Below are 19,431 nucleotides of genomic sequence, written 5' to 3' on the forward strand. Positions count from 1 at the left end.
CTTGCCGTGGGGAGTTCTCCCCACGGCAAGAGCGCTTTATCTGCTTCTCAGTTATGAGTCGCTGAAAATGATCTTTAATCTGAGCCAGTGTTTAAGGAGTTATCGTGTCACAGTGTGGTTCTTCACCCCAGCATGAGGGGATTTTACAGGCCTGTGAGGAATGTGGTTTAGTCACGCCTTACATTGAGCCCAAGCCAGGTTATCGTGCCCATTGTCCAAGATGTCAGCATAGTTTGCAGGCCGCATTAGCCACACCCTTTCAGCCGATTTGGGCCTATGGGATCGCGACCTTAATGATGTTGGGATTGAGTCTGGGGTTCCCTTTCTTATCCTTCAGTGTGCAGGGCTTATCACAACAAGCCAGCTTATGGTCTGCATTGATCAGTATGCATTATGCCAGTAATAATTTGTTGGCCATGCTCATCTTGTTGTGTGTGGTGATTTTGCCGTTGATTTATATCAGTTTTTCAATGTTCATTTATAGGCAAGCCTACTTAGTACAGCAAGGAAAAACCATTGAGCTTAGCTGGCTTAAACGTTGGAGCAAGCGGGTATTTAAATTTGAGTCTTGGCTGATGGCAGATGTGTTCCTCGTCGGGATCTTAGTTGCTATGGTGAAAATCCTGTCACTGGCTGAGGTCGGCTTTGGCCCTTCGTTCTGGGCATTTTGTGTTTATACCTTGTTATTAGTGAAGTTTGTTAGCCTAGTCGATAGCTCTTGGGTATGGGATAAATTAACTCCCAGAGTCGTGACACCCTATGTGAGGGCGGGTGAGTCGCACTTGCAACATAATCATGCAGTGTGTGCTATCTGTGGCCAGTTAAATGCCATCGATACATCTGAATGTGGCCGTTGCTCTGGGCCATTACATAAATACTTACCCGTATCCAGTATGCAGGCCGCATGGGCATTTTTGCTTGCGGCGGTCGTGTTTTATATTCCAGCAAACTTTTATCCCATCATGTACACCACCAGCGTGGGGCAAACGGAGGCATCAACCATTATCAGTGGTGTAGTGCTGTTATGGCATATGGGATCCTATCCTGTGGCTTCGATTATCTTCTTTGCCAGCATAGTGATCCCCACGGCAAAAATCGCCTCTTTGGCTTACTTATTCCACCAAGCAGGCAACCCCCATTCACCTGAGCAAACCATTAAAAATCAACAACTTTACCGAGTGACTGAATTCATTGGTCGTTGGTCTATGATTGATATTTTTGTGGTGGCTTTATTGACTGCATTGGTGCAACTCAATGAATTAATGGCGATTAAACCCGGCCCCGCGGCATTGTCTTTTGCCATGGTCGTGATCTTAACCATGCTGTCAGCCATGAGCTTTGATTCTCGAGTTCTGTGGCGGCAAACCTTCAGCACAAATCGATAGAAGCTACCCATTTAAAATGAGTAATAACATGATAAATAATGAAGATATCCGAGCTAAAGAGTCAAAAGTTCGGCAACTTTCCCCCGTATGGTTTATCCCTCTCATCGCGGCCATGATTGGCTGCTGGATGTTATATAGCTATTTCAGCCAGTTGGGGACAGAAATCCAACTGCATTTAAAGACCGCTGAGGGCATTGAAGTTGGTAAAACCTTTTTAAAATCTCGCAATGTGAATGTGGGAGTGATCGAAACCATTAAATTAAGCGATGACTACAGCGCCATTGTGGCGACCGCACGGATTTCAAATGATGCCAAACGCATGTTAAAGCAAGATGCGCGTTTTTGGGTGGTTAAACCACGGATTGGCATGGGCGGCGTTTCGGGGCTAGATACTCTGCTCTCGGGCGCGTATATCGAACTGGAGCCGGGTAAATCTGACACGCCCCAGTATGAGTTTACCGTGCTGGATAATCCCCCCGTCGCCTCGGTCGATGAGCAGGGAATACGGATCATGCTTAATAGCCCTCAAGCCGGCAAACTCAGTGTGGGCGATCCTGTGCTTTACGAAGGTTTTCGGGTTGGCCGAGTGGAAAACACGGGGTTTAATACCGAGCGTCGTGAGGCGTTTTACCAATTGTTTATTAATAAACCCTACGATGAGTTAGTGCGCGATAACAGCCAGTTCTGGCTGACTTCGGGCATTAATATGCAACTCTCGGCAAAAGGATTAAATCTGCAAGTGGGTTCACTCGAAACCTTGCTTACTGGTGGCGTCAGTTTTGGTTTTCCCGAAGGTCGACTCGCAGGGGCAAAAATTACAGAGGATGGGAGTGAGTTTAGATTGTATGACTCCCAAGAGCTTGCTAGCGAGAGTATGTACGATAAGTATTTAGAGTTTGTGATGTTGTTCGATGAGTCTATTCGCGGATTGCACGACGGGGCGAGTGTGGAGTTCCGTGGTATCACTATCGGCGAGGTGCTGAAATCGCCACTCACGCTACAGCAACTCGATCCCCATTTTGGCCGTTTTAGCCATGGCACCATTCCTGTGCTGGTCAAAATTGATCTGGCACGTGTCTTCGAGCACGCAGAACAGGTTGGGCTGGATAATCTACGCACTGAAATCGAGCGTGAGTTGCAATCGGGCCTGCGGGCGAGTCTGAAAACGGGCAATTTATTGACAGGGGCCTTATTTATCGATTTGGATTTATATTCAGACGCTAAGCCCTATCAAAATGCCAACTTTATGGGATATCCCATTTTTCCGACAAAACGTGCTGGAGTGGCCGAGATCCAAAAACAAGTAGGGCAACTTATCACTAAACTCAATAACTTACCGTTAGAAAAAACCTTTACTGAGGTGAATGCCACATTACAGAATACCGCCAGCGCCCTGTCACAATGGAGCAAGGTTGGTGCCAGCTTGGACCAAGTGCTGCAACAGCAGGAGGTGTTATCGCTGCCCGCCGACATGCAACAAACCTTGCAAACCGTGAGTTCAGTAGCGAAGGGATATGGACCTGAGTCGAGCGTTTATGTCGAACTTCAGACCAGTCTGCAGCAACTGCAAACCTTGATGAAAGAATTAGCGCCCTTGTCGCGCCAGCTGAATCAAAAGCCTAACGCACTTATTTTAGGGGCAGATCTGCCTGCTGACCCAATCCCAGTTAAAGGTAACTAATATGCGTATTTTAGTGTTATTTATTGTATTTTTGATGGCGGGCTGTAGCAGTCAGCCCGCACCTAAAACCTATTTTATTGCCCTGCAACATACAACAGATCCCGGTCTTATAAGTCCTGATATGGGTTCTGGCGGCCTGTGCTCGCTAGCTGTTAATCGGGTGAACTTAGCTGACTACCTCAATACCAATGGTTTGCTCTATCAAACCTCACCACAGGAGTTAGTCGTAGCGAGGCAGCATTTATGGGCGGGCTCTCTGGCCGAGCAAATCCAATTTAGGTTAAACAATTTGCTAAGCCAGCCATGCAGTGTGCCCGCTACCTGGACCTTATCAACAGATGAGCCGACTAAATTAGGCCAACTCGACCTCACAGTGACTGAATTTTATGGCAGCTATACGGGTGAGGCTGTTGTGGGTGGACAGTGGCGCCTGATGGATAAGATGCAGCAAGTGCTGCTTGAACAGCCATTCCAATATCGGATTGCTTTGCCTGAAGAAGGCTATACCGCTCTTGTCAGCAGCATGGATAAAGGCTTGATACAGCTTGCTGATGATATTCGCTTAATGGCGGCGCAGCATACGCCTGCTCAGTAAGCGAAATATTGTGTTGACAGTACTTAGGTGAAGTCACTTCTAAAGGCGACATTAAGCTGAACTTTGGCATGAGCGGCCTAAGTTTGAATTGCTTAACGTCGCCTTCTACTTAACGTCTGTCGTAGGAAAAAACGCTTAGTGCTTCTGAGAGGACACTTAGCTTATCCAGCCTAATAACTGCCACCAGAGGTAATCCAGCGGCATCAGCACTAGTAAGGTGATCAGCGCTAAGGGTAAGGTGACTTTCAGCAGATGGGCGAGGGACTCCTGAGACAGTTGCATCGCCAAAATCAGCGGCGGCGCTTGATAGGGAAAAATCACTGTCGAAAAGCCGATCACTTGGGTCATCAATACCGCAGGGAGATAAAACCCTGTTGCATTCGCCAGGTCGGCAGCCATTGGGGTTAATACCGTAGGTACGCCAGGCACGGTTGCCACTAATCCAGTTAAGGTCGATATCAGGGATAAGGACATAAAGTTGAGGAAAGAGCCACCTTGTGACAGGGGAAGGTATTGACTGAATACTTGGCCGAGTTCGCTGCCAAGCCCCGATTGATTGACTAAAACGCCTAGCCCGAGTGCGGCGGCAACAAAGATAACCGTTGAAAAATCAACCGATTGATTAAAACGCTTTGGCTCAATAATGCCCCATTTCGGCAGCAAAAGGATGATGGCGGTCGTTAGCCCCACCCATGCAGGATTGATCCCATGCCATGAGTCAGTTATCCAAAATAACAGGGTGATGACGAGTAACACCCCGAGCTTAACTTGCTTGACTACATCATACGCTTCGATATCCGTCGCTGCCGCCATCTGGGTTTTATCTATCTTGGCCGGAAACAAATACACCACGAGCGCCACTATGATGGCCGATTTGAGCAGACCTAAAATCGGAAAATGCAGAAACAGATATTCTGCATAGCCAAAATGCACGTTAAACAGATTTTCGCTCGCACCGGCCAAAATCATATTGGGAATATTGGCGGGCAGTACCGCAAGGCTTGGCATATTACAGGCGAGTGCCAGTGCGGTAGCTATGCCTATTCTGCCATTGCTGCCACGGCTAAACCCAAGCTGCTCTGCTAAGGCCATGCCGATGGGCAGCATCACAACCGCGCGCCCCACGGAGGATGGCATCACAAATCCCAGTAACATCGCGCTGATGACGAGTCCCGCAATCATGCGCTGATAACTCATGGTTAACGCGGGGGCGATAAGGGCGGCGAGGCGACGACTCAATCCCGACTCTGAAATGGCGCCGCCAATCACAAAGCCGGAGATAATTAACCACACCGCCGCCGAACCGAATCCCGAGAACAGCGCACTGGGATCGATCAGCTTAAAAATGGTGGCCAAGGCAAAAAAGATCAGCCCCGCCATAAAGGGCGGAATAAAACCTGTGCTCCAAAACAGCAGGGTGATGAGTACGACCGATGCGCTGTAGGAAAAAAGGGCCGGGTGCTGCTTGAGTGGAAACATAGCCAACAAAACGGCGACGAGCATGGCGCTAAAGATCAACCATTTTTTAATACTTAACTTACCCATAGGGGATCACCTTAATATTGCGGGCATTGATATTGCGGCCTAAGATAGCCCAGTTGGTATGGCGTTTTAAGGTGGTAATGTGTCAGATGTTATTTCTAAAGCGACAATGTTGGCACCCAGCCAATTTGCGTTCACGTTAGATGCAAATCGTCCCGTATTGAGTAATGCGCGCAATCTCGAGGCCGAAATGGGCGTTGAACCCCATTCTCACCCTCGGGGGCAGTTACTTTGGGCGGCAAAAGGGATTTTACGGGTACAGAGCGACAATGCGGTTTGGGTGGTGCCATCGACCCATGCCGTGTGGCTCCCCAGTGGTTGCCGACATCAAATTAACTGCGAAACCCATGCTCATCTTCGCAACTTGTATATCGATCCCAGTTATCGCGTTAGAGTGCAGGACACGCAGGTGGTGATGGTTACTATGACGCCGCTAATGCGCGAAATGGTGCTGAAGCTATGTCAAAACACCTCGATGGAGCCCGCAAAGTATTTCCGCTTGGGTTTAAGTGCCATTGACGAGCTAGATACACTCGACAGTGTGAATACCTATCTGAATGCGGGCTCGGATCCGCGTCTTGGCCGAGTGATCCAACTGTTGATCAAAAAACCGCAGGCAGAATATACCTTGGCCGAATTAGCCCAAGGCGCGGGGGCGAGTATCAGAACCATTGAACGACTCTTTAAAGCCGAAACCGGACAGACCTATAGACAATGGCGCCAAAGGTATCGATTACTCAACTCCCTTGAGCGGTTAACCCAAGGGGAGAGCACGACGGGCGTGGCCCATAGTCTGGGGTATTTGAGTGTCAGTAGCTTTAGCGCAGCATTTAAAGCCTTATTTGGTTGCACGCCTCAGGAATACGCCCAAAAAAGCGTGCAAGCCACGCGGTAGCATTACCATCTTAAATCAAATAGCGACAAAGAAAGCTGCCTTGGATAGCGGCAAAGCTAGCTCGTAGAGATTGTTTTTAGAAATAGTTCTTAGAAATAGCCCTAAGAGATAACCCCTTAAGATCGTTCCCAAACAAAGTCCCTCAGTGCTAATCAGCGGCTAAGGGACACATGAGATTGTATTGCGTAGGATTTATTTCAACGCTTCTGGGACGATTGGATAGTTATCCCAGACTCGACCGTCGCTCATTGAACGTACCAGCTTGATATATTCAGCGTGGGTCCAAGCGAGTGGGGTGGCGGAGTTAGTGCCTTGGCCGAGTTGATATTGGTAACGTGTGGCGTTACCCACACCGTCCCACGCTTGCTCGGGGAGCATCAGACCCGCGTTGGCGAAGGTTTCCATCCCTTGCACATAGGTATTGATAAGCTGCTGTTTGGTTTGCTGCGCGTGAGTACCCGTTAGCTCTCCCTTGGCGCTAGCGAGGGCCAATTCAAAATGACCACGCTCGCCGGTGAAGAAGGGCCAGACGCGGCCGCGTTGGTTGTCGCTATTACTGCCTGATTCGGCGTAGTTTGCGCCAGTGAGGGTATCTTCACCGTAGCCATCGTTACCGTAACGCCTAAAGCCGGGAACGTTGCTGCCATCTTTGGCAGTAAAGTTGTATTTGAGGCGTAAATTTTCCTCAAGCTCAGTGTTATCCACCAGCGCTAGGCTTTGATTAATCAGCTTATCGGTTGCGCCACGCACGCCGTAGCGCACCAGTTCTAAAAAGCCGCCATCGAGGATCTGACGTTGATCTAATCCCGCACGACCATTATTCGCGGCGAGTGTCTCGGCGGTGTTTGGCTCACCGTTGGGGCTTAATCGCAGATAATAAGGCGCCTTAATGCCTTGGCTATCGGTAAGCAAACCTTGGGTCGTCACTAAGTGTTTTTCAAGTTGTTGATTAAGCGTTTTAGCGGTTGCGAGATAACGCTGACTGGTATCGCTGTCGTTTACTGCCTTAGCAATATCACTCGCAGCCACTAAACCTGCGATAACTGCGGCCGTGGTGGAGGGCGAATAACCAGCTTGTTCTTCCCAACGTTCTTGCTGGGTTTTCGGTGGCGTAATTTGCGTGTGATTCCAGTCAAGATTCACCTCGCCGCCGCTGACTAAAAAGTCCGCCGCAGCTTTTAGCATCTCTTGATACCAATGGCTCAGTTCCGCTTGGCTGAGTACGCCTGCCTGCCAGAGTTTCCAGCCGAGCATGATCGGCATCGCCGTTTGGTCGAGCTGTACGCCAACCCATTCGATTTGGCCATCCACATGAGTCTTTTGTAAAAACCAACCGGGCGTGCCGCTAAAGCCTGGAGTTTTGTCACTCACTTGCACCTTTTTAAGGTACTCAAAGGCGACTTTAGGCGTTTGCGTATCGCCCATGGCGAGAAATGCCATGGCGCACTGGTAAAAGTCACGGGGCCAAACGGCCTTGTAGCCCGTGCTGGGTGTGACAGCAGGTACGGTATCGCCCCAAGGATTAGAAAGCGACGCGATAAGGGCGCCAGCGTAGGTTTTATCTTCCTGCGCCTTAAGTACCATGGCACTGGTATACAGCAGCTTGCCATTATCTGTGGTGCTTTGCGCCATATCAGGCATCGCGGGTAGCGAGTGTAAATAACTGTGCCAACCAGCGTTGTATTGGCTCAGCACTTTGTCATACCCCGCCGTTAAGCTGGCGTTGGCATTGGCTAAACTGCTCGTTTCATCATGGCCAAAACCAATCGCCAAATTCACATTAAGAGCTTGATTCGCTTGGAGTACGGGATAACTGGCGGTAAAGGCAATGTTGCCTTGAGTAGGATTTTCGGCGTTGCTGGTGGCCTGATACAGCGTATCAAGCTTGCCGTTATCGCCTAAATCGGCCAAACCGTCGGATACACCGACAAAGCCCGTAGTCGCCTGCGTAAAATCGATATCCGATTTAACTGTCATTACGCTGCTGTGGGGATCGGCGGTGCGAGCGATAAGGGCTTGATGATCGATTCTGCCAATATCATTCGCGCCCGCATTATCGATATGGGGGTTAACGTATAAATGCGGTGTGATGCCTGCTTCAAAGGCGGTAAACGTCACGCGCATCATCAGCGTATCGCGGTCGGGATCGGTAAAGATATGTTTTTCTATCTGATACTTACCTTCAACATCGCGATTGATAATCTTATAGGCCAAGGATTGTGGGCGGCCATTGGCATCGGTATCTAAGTATTCAATGCTGCTGATAGTGTTGTCTTTTTCGGTATCGACAAAGCCATTGCCTGTGATCACAAATTGCAACTCTTTGAGCTGAGCGTTGTGAATAAGGCCGTACATGGTCTCGGTTAAAATCCCCTGTGCGACGGAGAACCACACTCGGCTAATGGGATTTTGGATGCTGTCTTGGTATTGCCCTTGAGTATAAGGCTCATAGGAGGTACCGATACCGGTTTTGCCGGAGAACGCCCAGGTTGGGGCTTTGCCGGGGGCGCCGGGGGCAATCTGTGCGTCTGTGGCTTTTGTGACGGTTGGTGTTGATGTGTCTGCATTGGGGGCCGAGGGTGAGCAGCCCGTTAAGCTGGCAACGCCGATTATGCTTGCGGCAATTGCGAGCGCAATCGGCTTACGAGTTAAGTTGCGGCGGTGAGTTAAGCTGCGAGCCTGCTGCGAAGGTACTGTTGTCAATGCCATATTCTTCAAAATCTCCCCAATCAATAGATGGTGCTAATTGCGATTTATTCTTGTTGTAAGCTATGTGGCCATGCGTCTTGGCGTTTAGTTGCCCAAACGCTCAAACGCCAAGGGTGCCGAGTTGTAGGATCTGCGATTTACGCTTGAGTGTGCTGAGTATTCGGTTGCTCAACAAAGAGCACGGCAATCCCGGCGCAGAGCATCAGGACGCCGCCAGTGATAAGGGCATAGATGGGCTGACCATCAAATAATCCATTAAGAATTAAGCCTAAAACACTGGCTGCGAGCAGCTGTGGGATCACGATAAAGAAGTTAAAAATCCCCATATACACGCCCATCTTTTTCGGCGGTAAGGCGCCAGATAACATGGCGTAGGGCACGGAGAGAATCGAGGCCCAGGCGATACCCACGCCAATCATGGGTAGCCATAACAGACTGGGATCTTTGATAAAATAGAAACTGATCAACCCAAAACCGCCGCAGAACATATTAAAGGTGTGGGTCAGTTTGATGCCGATACGTTTAGCAAGCAGTGGGATAAACAGAGCCGCAATGGCCGAAAATCCATTGTAGGAGGCGAACAGTACGCCCACCCAATCGGCGCCATCGTTATAGGCCTTAGATAACACATCGCTGCTGCCAAAATGGTAGGACGTGACCGCTGAAGTGGTGTAAATCCACATCGCAAAGAGCGCGAACCAAGAGAAAAACTGCACTATGGCTAACTGATGCATGGCCTTAGGCATATGGAATAAATCATCGACCACATTAAAGACAATGCCCAGTTGCGCGCGCTGTGAGGGCGAAGATTTGCCTAAACGCAGGGCGCAGTAAAGTTGCAATGGGCCAAAGGCAAAAATCCCTAAGGTTAAAATATACAGCTGCTTATCTAAATCCTGTGTCCACACCGCAAGCGTCAGCAGTGCGCCTACAGCCATCCAAACGATAGCGGCAGATTGATAATTCTTATGGGTGCGTGTGCGGTTTTGTTGCTCATCTATGCCTGCGTCAGCATTGCCATGGAAGGCGGCGAGTTCATCGGGGGAATATTCTTTGGTGGACACAACAGTCCAAGCCACGCTAAGAAACAGCACTGCGCCACCAAAATAGAAGGCATAACGCACCGAATCGGCTATTTCGCCCGCGGGTGCGGTATTGGCGACAGCAAAGAAGTTGCTGAGAATATAGGGTAGGGCCGAGGCCACAACCGCGCCGATGCCGATAAAAAAGCTTTGCATCGCATAGCCTTGGGTGCGCTGCTTAGGAGGTAAATTATCCCCCACAAAGGCACGGAAGGGTTCCATGGCGATATTGATTGAAGCATCCATAATCCACAGCATGCCCGCGGCAATCCACAACGTAGGGGAATGCGGCATCACAAAAATGGCGAGAGTCGTACAAATGGCGCCGATTAAAAAATACGGCCGGCGGCGACCTAAACGCCCCCAAGTGTTATCGCTCAGATAACCAATAATAGGTTGAACCAGCAGACCCGTTAACGGCGCGGCAATCCACAGGATCGGAATATCATCGATAGAGGCGCCAAGGGTTTGGAAAATGCGGCTGACGTTGGCATTTTGCAGCGCAAAGCCGAATTGGATCCCCAAAAAGCCAAAGCACATATTAAAGATTTGCCAGAAATTCAGCTCGGGTTGCACCCTATGCACGGCGCGCTGCGCCACCTTGGGCGAGAAATTCTCTAATGGGGTAACCGTTTGTTGATCCGCGGACATGCAACTTCCCTTCAGTAGCGGGCAGCGGGGCTGCCTTGAGTCATTTATCGTTATAATGTGTGGCCTGTTCAATGGCCTTTGCTCAGTTTTACGCGTGTTGTGCTAGCTTCCCCTATGTGCATCACCGCTTGGCAATGTGGGTGAAAAAATGGCGAATATACCTCTCCCTCAGAAGCATATTCGCCAATAAATTCATTTTCATACTCAATGATGCAAATGCTCAATAGCAGAAAAGAACCTAAGCCTGACAGCTATCCTCAAAGGCAACCACCAGAAACGACCTCACAGTGTTCAACCCCACAAGCAGAGGGTGAAACTAGCGAATTTATAGTAGCCGCAGCGCCAATTGACGCACAACCGCTTACATACGTATTCATCATTCCTTGATAACCCTAGCGAAACAGCCCTGTAACTAATAGTGTGTGGATTTTACGTGAGGCGTGGATGGGTTTAAACCCTCGATTTATCCTGTACTCACATCGATGGGATGAGTTCAGAACCTTGCTCCACGGATAACTCGCGCTGTGATGGGGGGCTATGTATTCAATCGACTCAGAACGGTGGCTAAGTTCATGGCTCATCTTTCAGCTTAATCAACACGCCCTAGGCTATTGATAGCGAAAGCATAATGCATCACTATGTCGCCAGACTTTACTGACTATTGGCGACTTGCCGCCATTGAAGTGTGTGGCAAGAGCAATCGAGTATTCATTCTGGTTTGTTATTACGCCTTTAAGGAACGCTATGTTTGTTATTACTTTAACCTACAAAAAAACGCTGGCCGATGTGGAACTGCATTTAGCGGCCCATATTGCCTATCTCGATGAATATTATGCCAAGGGCACCTTTATCGCCTCTGGCCGTAAGGTTCCCCGCACGGGCGGAGTGATCCTTGCCAAAGCGGATAATCGCGCCGAGCTTGAAGCCATTGTCAAACTCGACCCCTTCTATATCGAAGAGGTGGCCGAATTTGAGGTGGTAGAATTTGTCCCCACTCGAGCCGCTGCTGGTTTAGAGCAGTTGATTGAAGTGATCTAATGGCCTTTAAGTCTGTTATAGAGGCTGATATCGGCAGGCTAGATTTCGTCGCTTTAGCGAAAGGTGCCAAATGCTGAGATTGGGTAATTTCATGCCGCTTAACTAGCACAGCGGGACGCAATAAGTAGGATTTGATGGATCAAATTTGGAAAGAATTACAACAGGTAAAGGTTTATAAGACCTTTTATGGCACTGGCGAAGGTGCGCATTTTTACCATGCTAATGGGTTTCCATTGGGTGTTTATGCGCCCTTATTAGCCAAGTTGCAGCCAGCATTCAGCCTGAGTGCACTCGAGTTAAGACCGACATGGCCCGATATTGGTTTGCCGCCTAAGCGCCGAGATTGGCAGTTATATGCCAATGATTTGATCTCGCACATTGAACGACATTGCAGTGCGCCAATTGTGGGAATAGGCCATTCGATGGGAGCAACCAGTACTATTCTTGCCGCCAGCAAAAGACCCGATTTGTTTAAGGCATTGGTCCTTATTGAACCCGCAATGGTATCGCGCTCTATCGCTTGGTTTGCCAAGTTAATGCCTAAATCACTAATGAATTTTACTGCGCCCGCAAAAAATACCTTAAAAAAGCGCGATATGTGGGAAAGCCGTGAGCATTTTCTTGAATATTGCAAAATGAGTAAGCTATACAAACGCTTTGATGATGAGGCGTTTGCTGCCTTAGCCCAATTCGGGGTTTATCAAAACACTGATGGGCAGTTCGCGTTGAAGTTTCCTAAACAGTGGGAAGCGCATAATTACACTCAACCTCCGAATGTATTATCGATATTGCAGCAGCTAAAGCTTCCCTGCGTCGCCATCCGAGGGAAACCGTCAGTTTTCTTTTCTGAAGCGACTTGGCAGCGCTGGCAACAGCTCGCGCCAGACACAGTGTTTTTAGAAGATAAGCGCTATGGACATCTGCTGCCATTAGAAGATCCCTCAGCCTGCTTAAGCCTTATCCAAAGTGGACTCGCTGAATTGCATCGAAACGGAAGGTATAAATTAGTCTGAGCATGCATTTAGCGGTAACGACTAAAGCTAAAAAGCGAACTAACAATCGCGGCGAGCCAAGAGGCTAAAGGCCATTTTTTCGCACAGGCAGGGTGAATTTATCCGATATTCTGCGGCCTAGTTTGGTATTATGCCGTTTTGCCCTCGAAACCTTACGCAGGTTTCCGCTGTATGAGTCCCGCTTTTTATGTCTATTCAAACGCTGTTATCGACGGCTCTGGCCAAGCGCCATGATTTTTTACTGCAAGCAGAACAAGACCATACCGATTGTTTTCGGGTGTTCCATGGCACAGTCGAAGGCGTCAGTGGCTTGAATGTCGATCGCTACGGCGATAATTGGTTAGTGCAGAGTTTTCACCAAACCTTAACCGCTGCGGAATTAGCTGAAATTGTGGAAGTGCTCACCCAAGAAGTGGCTCTGCCTGTGGTGTATAACGATCGCTCCGCTGGTCATTCCCGCGTGCTCAATACATTAAGCCCTGAGCTGGATGATATTGCCTGTGCGGAGTTGGTGATGCAGGAAAATGGGATCAAATTCACCACTAAGCTGCGCCACGAAGGACAGGATCCGCTGTTATTTCTTGATATGCGTATTGGTCGTGAATATGTGCGGGCACACAGCCAAGATAAAACCGTGCTGAATTTGTTTTCTTATACCTGTGGTATTGGAACCGCAGCAGCCATGGGCGGTGCAGAACGGGTTGTGAATGTTGACTTTTCCTCCTTTGCACTCGCCGCTGGGCGAACCAATGCCGAGTTAAACCAAGTGTCAGAGGTATGTGAATTTGTGCAGAGCGATGCGTTTCCGGCCCTGCGCCAATTAGCAGGTTTAAATGTGGGCGGACGTCGTAATCAAAAATTGCCGAGTTACCCCAAATTGCCGCAAACCCAATTTGATCTGGTGTTCCTCGATCCTCCTCGTTATGCCAAAAGTGCCTTCGGAATTGTCGATTTAGTTAATGATTACCAAGGGTTATTTAAACCCGCGTTATTATCAACCAAGGCCGGTGGCACAATCGTGTGTTGCAATAATGTCGCCAAAGTAGACCGACAAGATTGGTTTGATAGCCTAGTACGCTGCGTTGAAAAACAAGGCCGAGGTGTGACTGAGCACACTTGGCTCGATCCCCATGAGGATTTCCCGTCATTCGATGATAATCATCCACTTAAAATTGTCGCATTGACCTTAAACTAACGACATAGCGATACGAACGACTCAGTGATATCAACAAGCAGGGCACCCGATTCGGAGCCCTGTTTATTTGTCGATTTATCTGCCGCTAAATGGGTTGTAAATGGAAGGCGATCGCGACGCGGTTCCAACCATTAATGGCGATGATTAGGCAGGTGAGATCGACAATTTCTTTCTCAGAATAATGCTCGGTGAGTGCAGCATATTCACTGTCGTGCACCGGCGATTGGGCGACGCGGGTTAAGGTTTCGGTCCAGCGCAGCGCCGCTTGCTCCCGTGCATCAAAGAGACCATCGACTTCGTGCCAAGCGGCCAGTAAATCTAAACGCCGCTGGGTTTCACCATCGTGGCGCGCTTCCTCAGCGTGCATTCGCTGACAAAACGCGCAGCCATTGAGTTGCGATGCCCTCAGTTTGACTAAATGTACCAATAATGGTGAAAACGCCGAGTCAGCGGTCGCTTTATCTAGGCTAATAAGTGCTTTGGCGAGTTCGGGTTGGAGTTGGTAAATCTGTTGGCGTGGAATTCGTTCTGACATAAAGCCTCCTGTAAGTTGAGGCTTCAATCTAAGGGCTTAATCGGGCGTTTTATTGGAGATTTGCGACATCTTGCGTTTTTTATATTGCCCCGGTGTTTGCTGCATTACCCGCAAAAAATGCTGATGTAGATGGGCTTGATCGTAAAATCCACAATCGAAGGCCACCTGCGCTAGGCTAAGGGATGGCGATTGGGTCAATAAGTTGCGGGCGATTTTGACTCGATTCAGCTGCAATAATTGCGCGGGCGATAAACCCGTTTCCTGCTTAAATTTACGTTCAAATTGGCGCCGACTTATGGGGAGTTGCCCGTAAAACGTGTCTAAATTGGCTTGGGTGTGGATGAGTCGAGGCAAGGTTGCGGGAACTAGGCTCATTCGCGTCGATAAGCTTAAGTCTAATTGCTTCGCTCGTTGCAATAGCCAGCATTCCACGAGGGCGATACGCTCGCTAGGCTGTGGTGTGTCGACGAGTTGGTATAAGAGCGCCGTTAAACCAACGATGGGCCACTGGGTCACATCGATAACGTTTGCTGTCGTATCGACGCGAATAGCGGCAAGCTCAAGACCCAATAAATGGAATGCGCCACCGGGCTGAAAACGCACCGTAATTTGTTCGGTACCCGGTGCGAAGCTGTGATAATGCCGCTGCTGTCCCGAGTAAAAATACGCTAAAGGCCTATCGCCAGTGCTGGGTGATGGTAAATAGAAATGCAGGCTTGTGCCGCCGTCAGGATAGAAGCATTGTTCGATTGGCTGTGGTAAATCTTCCGCGACATGCAAGTGAAAATAACGCTGCACCCAAGGGCGCAGTCGGGCAATGGCTTGAAAATGATTAAAGCCTAAGTGGGCAAATTGGGTCTCGAAACGCTTAAAACTGCGCATTTCGAGTTCATTAGCCGTGTATCGCAAGGTCGTCACCATTAAGCATTGGGGGAGTTTAGCTTAAGCTAACTTAATTCAATTTGCATCCGTGTTGAGTGTGACTCAGTAGTGGAGGGCGTGCTCCTGCTCACATGAAATCCGCCAACGGTTGTTAGGCGCTGTAACTAAAACTAAGCAACTCAAGCAAGTAACTTAAACATGTAACGAAGTGGCTCAATAAAAAAATAGTCACCAAGAAGGGCTTCTCGGTGACTATTGTAATGACAACTGTCGCTAGGATTGTGGTTGCAATAGTCACTGTCGTAATAGTGACTATTGCTCGGTTTTTTTAAGCGTTCATGTTAGCGCTTGTCGTTACAGCGCTTTAAAGCGGATTGCTGTGCCGCCACTGCTGGCTAGCTGTAATGTCAGACTATCCTTGGCGCTAACTTCTTTAGTTTCAATTACATAATCATAGGGATTGGTTTTCCAATCGGCTTTAGCACCATCACGGTAGATCTGTGCTTGATAGCGTTTATTTGGGTCGAGGAAATCCAGTTTGACCTTAACCTGACGGGCATTTTCATCGGTCAGCGCGCCTAAGTACCAATCCTGTTGATCCTTGGCCTGACGGGCAAACACCACATAATCACCCACTTCGCCAGCCAGTGCGATACTTTGATACCAGTCTGTTGGTACATCGCGGATAAACTGGAAAGCATCTAGATGTTTTTGGTAATTGCGCGGCAAATCTGCGGCCATTTGGATTGGGCTATAGAGCACCACATACAGGGCGAGCTGCTTCATCAAGGTGGTTTGCACGCGGTTTTCGGCATCTAAGCCCTTGGGGGCTAAGTCAAAAATCCCTGGGGTAAAGTCCATTGGCCCTGCCAGCATGCGGGTAAAGGGCAGCATGGCAGTGTGTTCTGGGTTATTTGGTGGGCTACCCCAGGCATTGTATTCCTGTCCACGTGCGCCTTCGCGGGCAAGCCAGTTCGGATAGGTGCGGCGAAGTCCGGTATCTTTAATCGGCTCATGGCTGTTGATGCTGATATGGTGCTTTGCGGCTTCGGTGACACTATGCAGATATTCACCGACCATAAACTGACCATCGTGCCATTCGTGACGGGTGATGCCATTTTCATCGATGCGTTTGATTTGTCCACCGTCTGCCACGTAACCGGTTTTGACTTGGGTCACGCCATGTTTTTCATACAGGTCGAAGGCATCATCCATTTGATTACGGTAATGGGTCACTGAGCCTGCGGTCTCATGGTGACCAATCAGGCGCACACCTTTTTTCGCGCCGTAGGCGGTAATGGCGGGTAAATCGAAATCATCGTAGGCCTTGGTAAAACTGAATTGATCGCCATTATGGAACCAATCGCCATCCCAACCTTGGTTCCAACCTTCGACCAAGACCCCATCAAACTGGTACTTGGCGGCGAAATCCATATAGCGCTCTGTTTCGCTGGTGGTTGCGCCGTGTGTTGGGCCCGAGCCCCAAGTGTTTTCATTGAGGTGCATTCCCCACCAAATACCGACATATTTGCCCGGTTTAACCCAAGAGACATCCCCCAGTTTATTGGGCTCATTCAGGTTGAGGATAAGGTGAGAATTAAGCAGTCCCGTGGCTTTATCGGCGATTTGAATCGTGCGCCATGGGGTATAAAAGCCCGCTTGGGTTTTAACCCGAATACCATCTGACCAAGGAGTCAGATCGGCCTTGAGCTTGCCATCACGCTGTTGATCGAGGGTCATCGAGGCAAAATCAACTAACGCCGCCTCGTGAATGCTCAAATGGGTGCCATCGACCAGTTTAAAGGTAAAAGGGGTGTGGGCTCGGTCGACCTGATTGAGCGCGCTGGTGCGATACAGATATTCGTAGCGGTTCCATCCCCGAGAAGGGATCCACCAGGCGGTGGCCTTATCACTCTGGCCAATATTAAATTCGGTAAGTTCATCGGTAATGGCAAGCGGCGTATTGGTCGGCAGGGCGTGTTGGGCCGCTAAGTGATAACGAAAGCCGATGCCATCGTCAAAGGCTTTAAACTCGAGGTTTAAGTCGATTTTACCGTCGGTTAATACCACGCTCAGTTGATTGTGTTGATCCTTTATCCACTCTTGTTCACCCCAAGGTTGCTGCCATTTTTCATTGGCACTGGCGGTGTGGCTCGATTTGATGCGAAGACCTTGGCCTAATTCGCCCAATGAGGCAAAGACTAACCCTAAGCGGCTCGGTTCGATAATCGATTTGCCATGAAAATGGACTTGGTATTCGGGACGGCCCGTATCATCACTCAGACTCAAGACGATTTGCTTATCGGGGGAGCTCAGGTTGAGGGTCTGTGCTGCGGCACTGGTGCAGAGCAGGCTGCCAATGCTGAGTGCTAGCAAGCTGGGCGTGAATAGGCTGGCGGCCCAATGGCGGCTATTTCGCATTGGCGAGTTGATGTGGCGTGCGTGGGTAAGAGGATTGCTGAACATTCCCTGATCCTTGTTTTTATAGTGAATATGGGTCAATGCATACTAGTGGCGATGGGTTTTTGCTCGCAATGCTTTGCATACGTATTCACCATAGTGAGCGGGTAGGCGGCTGGCCGAACGCAAGGCGTAAAGAGTAAAGATATGGGTTTTAACTGTTGACTCGGGTAGAATGCGCGGCTTTCTTGGCTTTCTTATTTTGTTTAAGGCGCTTAAGGCGCTTAAGGCGTAAGCCGATATGAGCAGCGATATCAACGCGTTTGGGAGTGAGCGGTGAAAATCAGTCAGCGATTACAGCAGATCAATCAGATGGTGGGGCCGGGGTACGATCATATCTGGGACTGCTGCTGCGATCATGGCTTACTCGGCATGCTGTTACTGCAAAGAAATGCCGCACCTAAGGTGCATTTTGTCGATTGTGTCGCGCCCTTGATGCAGCAACTCAGTCTTGAGTTAGCAAGGTTTTTCCCTCCGTTACCAATCTCAAACGTTCAAAATGCAACTGAGCAAACCACAACTGAGCAAACCACCCATGCCCAGAGTGAATGGCAAGTGCATTGCCTCGATGTGGCGGCCTTGCCACTGGCGCAATACGGCAAGCAAGCCAAACACTTAGTAATTATTGCGGGTGTCGGTGGTGAGTTATTGGTTAAATTGGTGCGCAGTATTGTGGCGAATCAGCAAAGTCAAAGTGATGCTCACAGTGGAAATGATTCGAGTAATCATGACCTTAGTCAAGGCGCCCGCCAGCTCGAATTTATTTTGTGTCCCGTGCATCATCATTACCATGTGCGCAGCGCGTTGGCGGAATTGGGCTTATCCCTTAAAGATGAATATTTACTCGAAGAAAACCAACGTTTCTACGAGATACTGCATTTAACTCAGGCAAATGCCAGCTCAAAGACGAATACCTGCTCAAAAATAACTGAAGCTGTGCCCTTAAGTGCGACGGGCTCAATCATGTGGCAAGGGTTAGATGCGGATAAAACCCGTCAGGCCAAGCGTTATCTTGACCAAACCATAGGTCATTATCAGCGTATTCCTGAGCATCGTATGCCCAACAAACCCCAAATTGTGGCGGCCTATCAGCACATTTTGCAGCAACTGAATTGTTAACCCTATAGGTCAAATGCGCCCATTGAGCGCTACATCCTGGCGTTAAAACGGTTTTGCTCTGTAAATCCATCGAGTTGGTTTATGCTAATAGGCCGTTAATCTTGAGTTTTATTATGCGTTTATTGAAGTCCACCCAAGCTGCCAATCTCAATCTTAAACAGGCGAAGATTTTTTATCGTCAAGCCGCCCGCGCCATAGTGCTGTCGGGGGAAGATATTTTGCTGCTCTATACCCAGAAATATCGGGATTATGGTTTGCCTGGCGGTGGGGTGGATAAGGGCGAGAGCCTCGAAGTTGGACTTATCCGCGAATTGCAAGAAGAAACCGGCGCCATTGCCGCCAGAGTGTTAGCACCCTTTGGCCGTTATGAGGAATATCGTTCCTGGTTTCGTGAGGGGGCAAACGTGATGCATATGGACTCTTACTGCTATCTTTGCGAAATCGATATGAGCCTTGGCGAACGTGGTTTGGGTGAGCCAAGACTCGAAGCCCATGAGATAAAAAACGGGATGCGACCAGAGTGGATCAATATCCATCAAGCGATTGCCCATAATGAAGCGATCCTACGGACGTTTGCCAATAAAGGGCAATCCATCGATAGGGAAACCTTTCTGCTCAAACGAATCGTTGAAGAATTACTGTAGAGAGC

The 19,431-nt window shown here is 49.1% G+C and carries 15 protein-coding genes; 9 read left to right on the plus strand and 6 right to left on the minus strand.

The features are described 5' to 3' along the window. The first annotated feature begins 104 nt into the window (after positions 1-104). Genes SHEWMR4_RS09820 through SHEWMR4_RS09830 form a run of 3 tightly spaced genes read left to right on the plus strand, consistent with a single transcriptional unit; the run spans position 105 to position 3,661 of the window. Entirely contained in the window at positions 105-1,385 is a 1,281-nt protein-coding gene (locus SHEWMR4_RS09820; protein WP_011622635.1) for a paraquat-inducible protein A, read from the plus strand. A 28-nt stretch (positions 1,386-1,413) separates the two neighbouring features. Next, on the plus strand, positions 1,414-3,066 hold the full coding sequence (gene pqiB, locus SHEWMR4_RS09825; protein ID WP_041408767.1) for an intermembrane transport protein PqiB: 1,653 nt from the start codon (positions 1,414-1,416) through the stop codon (positions 3,064-3,066). Between the two features lies 1 nt (position 3,067). Continuing rightward, positions 3,068-3,661, plus strand: coding sequence for a membrane integrity-associated transporter subunit PqiC (locus SHEWMR4_RS09830; protein WP_011622637.1), 594 nt, complete (start codon positions 3,068-3,070; stop codon positions 3,659-3,661). 156 nt (positions 3,662-3,817) lie between these two features. Here the strand turns inward: SHEWMR4_RS09830 and SHEWMR4_RS09835 are convergent, their stop codons facing one another. Beyond that, positions 3,818-5,206: an SLC13 family permease gene (locus SHEWMR4_RS09835; RefSeq protein WP_011622638.1), complete on the minus strand. Its 1,389-nt coding sequence runs from the start codon at positions 5,204-5,206 to the stop codon at positions 3,818-3,820. Between the two features lie 79 nt (positions 5,207-5,285). Between SHEWMR4_RS09835 and SHEWMR4_RS09840 the strand changes: the two genes are divergently transcribed. Next, positions 5,286-6,098, plus strand: coding sequence for an AraC family transcriptional regulator (locus SHEWMR4_RS09840; protein ID WP_011622639.1), 813 nt, complete (start codon positions 5,286-5,288; stop codon positions 6,096-6,098). A 192-nt stretch (positions 6,099-6,290) separates the two neighbouring features. Here SHEWMR4_RS09840 and SHEWMR4_RS09845 read toward each other — a convergent pair whose 3' ends face one another. Both SHEWMR4_RS09845 and SHEWMR4_RS09850 read right to left on the minus strand, forming a co-directional pair. Further along, the gene (locus SHEWMR4_RS09845) at positions 6,291-8,807 is read right to left on the minus strand and encodes a glucan 1,4-alpha-glucosidase (protein WP_011622640.1); all 2,517 of its coding nucleotides are present in this window, start codon (positions 8,805-8,807) and stop codon (positions 6,291-6,293) included. A 137-nt stretch (positions 8,808-8,944) separates the two neighbouring features. Continuing rightward, entirely contained in the window at positions 8,945-10,540 is a 1,596-nt protein-coding gene (locus SHEWMR4_RS09850) for an MFS transporter (RefSeq protein WP_011622641.1), read from the minus strand. Positions 10,541-11,284: 744 nt separating this feature from the next. On the opposite strand from SHEWMR4_RS09850, the gene SHEWMR4_RS09855 reads away from it, so the two are divergent. The 3 genes from SHEWMR4_RS09855 (at position 11,285) to SHEWMR4_RS09865 (ending at position 13,786) form a co-directional block, all read left to right on the plus strand. Next, positions 11,285-11,578 carry a YciI family protein gene (locus SHEWMR4_RS09855; RefSeq protein WP_011622642.1) on the plus strand — a complete coding sequence of 98 codons (294 nt, stop codon included), beginning with the start codon at positions 11,285-11,287 and terminating at the stop codon, positions 11,576-11,578. A 134-nt stretch (positions 11,579-11,712) separates the two neighbouring features. Further along, positions 11,713-12,591 (plus strand): alpha/beta fold hydrolase, encoded by an 879-nt coding sequence (locus tag SHEWMR4_RS09860; RefSeq protein ID WP_011622643.1) that lies wholly within the window; start codon positions 11,713-11,715, stop codon positions 12,589-12,591. Between the two features lie 187 nt (positions 12,592-12,778). Further along, entirely contained in the window at positions 12,779-13,786 is a 1,008-nt protein-coding gene (locus tag SHEWMR4_RS09865) for a class I SAM-dependent rRNA methyltransferase (protein WP_011622644.1), read from the plus strand. Between the two features lie 85 nt (positions 13,787-13,871). Here the strand turns inward: SHEWMR4_RS09865 and SHEWMR4_RS09870 are convergent, their stop codons facing one another. The 3 genes from SHEWMR4_RS09870 to SHEWMR4_RS09880 all read right to left on the minus strand — a co-directional run bounded on the left by SHEWMR4_RS09870 (position 13,872) and on the right by SHEWMR4_RS09880 (position 17,624). Further along, positions 13,872-14,321: a carboxymuconolactone decarboxylase family protein gene (locus SHEWMR4_RS09870; RefSeq protein WP_011622645.1), complete on the minus strand. Its 450-nt coding sequence runs from the start codon at positions 14,319-14,321 to the stop codon at positions 13,872-13,874. 36 nt (positions 14,322-14,357) lie between these two features. Beyond that, a complete protein-coding gene (locus tag SHEWMR4_RS09875) occupies positions 14,358-15,242 on the minus strand; it encodes a helix-turn-helix domain-containing protein (RefSeq protein ID WP_011622646.1) in 885 nt (294 codons plus the stop codon). A 315-nt stretch (positions 15,243-15,557) separates the two neighbouring features. Then, on the minus strand, positions 15,558-17,624 hold the full coding sequence (locus SHEWMR4_RS09880) for a glycoside hydrolase family 97 protein (RefSeq protein WP_086022269.1): 2,067 nt from the start codon (positions 17,622-17,624) through the stop codon (positions 15,558-15,560). Positions 17,625-17,939: 315 nt separating this feature from the next. Between SHEWMR4_RS09880 and SHEWMR4_RS09885 the strand changes: the two genes are divergently transcribed. Beyond that, on the plus strand, positions 17,940-18,782 hold the full coding sequence (locus SHEWMR4_RS09885) for a tRNA (adenine(22)-N(1))-methyltransferase (RefSeq protein ID WP_011622648.1): 843 nt from the start codon (positions 17,940-17,942) through the stop codon (positions 18,780-18,782). Positions 18,783-18,895: 113 nt separating this feature from the next. Beyond that, on the plus strand, positions 18,896-19,426 hold the full coding sequence (locus tag SHEWMR4_RS09890) for an NUDIX hydrolase (RefSeq protein WP_011622649.1): 531 nt from the start codon (positions 18,896-18,898) through the stop codon (positions 19,424-19,426). Positions 19,427-19,431 lie beyond the last annotated feature (5 nt).

Origin of the sequence: Shewanella sp. MR-4, from assembly GCF_000014685.1 — a bacterium.
Lineage (GTDB): Bacteria > Pseudomonadota > Gammaproteobacteria > Enterobacterales > Shewanellaceae > Shewanella.

What these genes read in the sequence shown, in the direction of transcription:
- pqiB (WP_041408767.1), top strand. Translation starts at nt 1,414, where the DNA reads ATGATAAATAATGAAGATATCCGAGCTAAAGAGTCAAAAGTTCGGCAA.
- SHEWMR4_RS09830 (WP_011622637.1), top strand. Translation starts at nt 3,068, where the DNA reads ATGCGTATTTTAGTGTTATTTATTGTATTTTTGATGGCGGGCTGTAGC.
- SHEWMR4_RS09835 (WP_011622638.1), bottom strand. Translation starts at nt 5,206, where the DNA reads ATGGGTAAGTTAAGTATTAAAAAATGGTTGATCTTTAGCGCCATGCTC.
- SHEWMR4_RS09845 (WP_011622640.1), bottom strand. Translation starts at nt 8,807, where the DNA reads ATGGCATTGACAACAGTACCTTCGCAGCAGGCTCGCAGCTTAACTCAC.
- SHEWMR4_RS09850 (WP_011622641.1), bottom strand. Translation starts at nt 10,540, where the DNA reads ATGTCCGCGGATCAACAAACGGTTACCCCATTAGAGAATTTCTCGCCC.
- SHEWMR4_RS09855 (WP_011622642.1), top strand. Translation starts at nt 11,285, where the DNA reads ATGTTTGTTATTACTTTAACCTACAAAAAAACGCTGGCCGATGTGGAA.
- SHEWMR4_RS09860 (WP_011622643.1), top strand. Translation starts at nt 11,713, where the DNA reads ATGGATCAAATTTGGAAAGAATTACAACAGGTAAAGGTTTATAAGACC.
- SHEWMR4_RS09865 (WP_011622644.1), top strand. Translation starts at nt 12,779, where the DNA reads ATGTCTATTCAAACGCTGTTATCGACGGCTCTGGCCAAGCGCCATGAT.
- SHEWMR4_RS09870 (WP_011622645.1), bottom strand. Translation starts at nt 14,321, where the DNA reads ATGTCAGAACGAATTCCACGCCAACAGATTTACCAACTCCAACCCGAA.
- SHEWMR4_RS09875 (WP_011622646.1), bottom strand. Translation starts at nt 15,242, where the DNA reads ATGGTGACGACCTTGCGATACACGGCTAATGAACTCGAAATGCGCAGT.
- SHEWMR4_RS09880 (WP_086022269.1), bottom strand. Translation starts at nt 17,624, where the DNA reads ATGCGAAATAGCCGCCATTGGGCCGCCAGCCTATTCACGCCCAGCTTG.
- SHEWMR4_RS09890 (WP_011622649.1), top strand. Translation starts at nt 18,896, where the DNA reads ATGCGTTTATTGAAGTCCACCCAAGCTGCCAATCTCAATCTTAAACAG.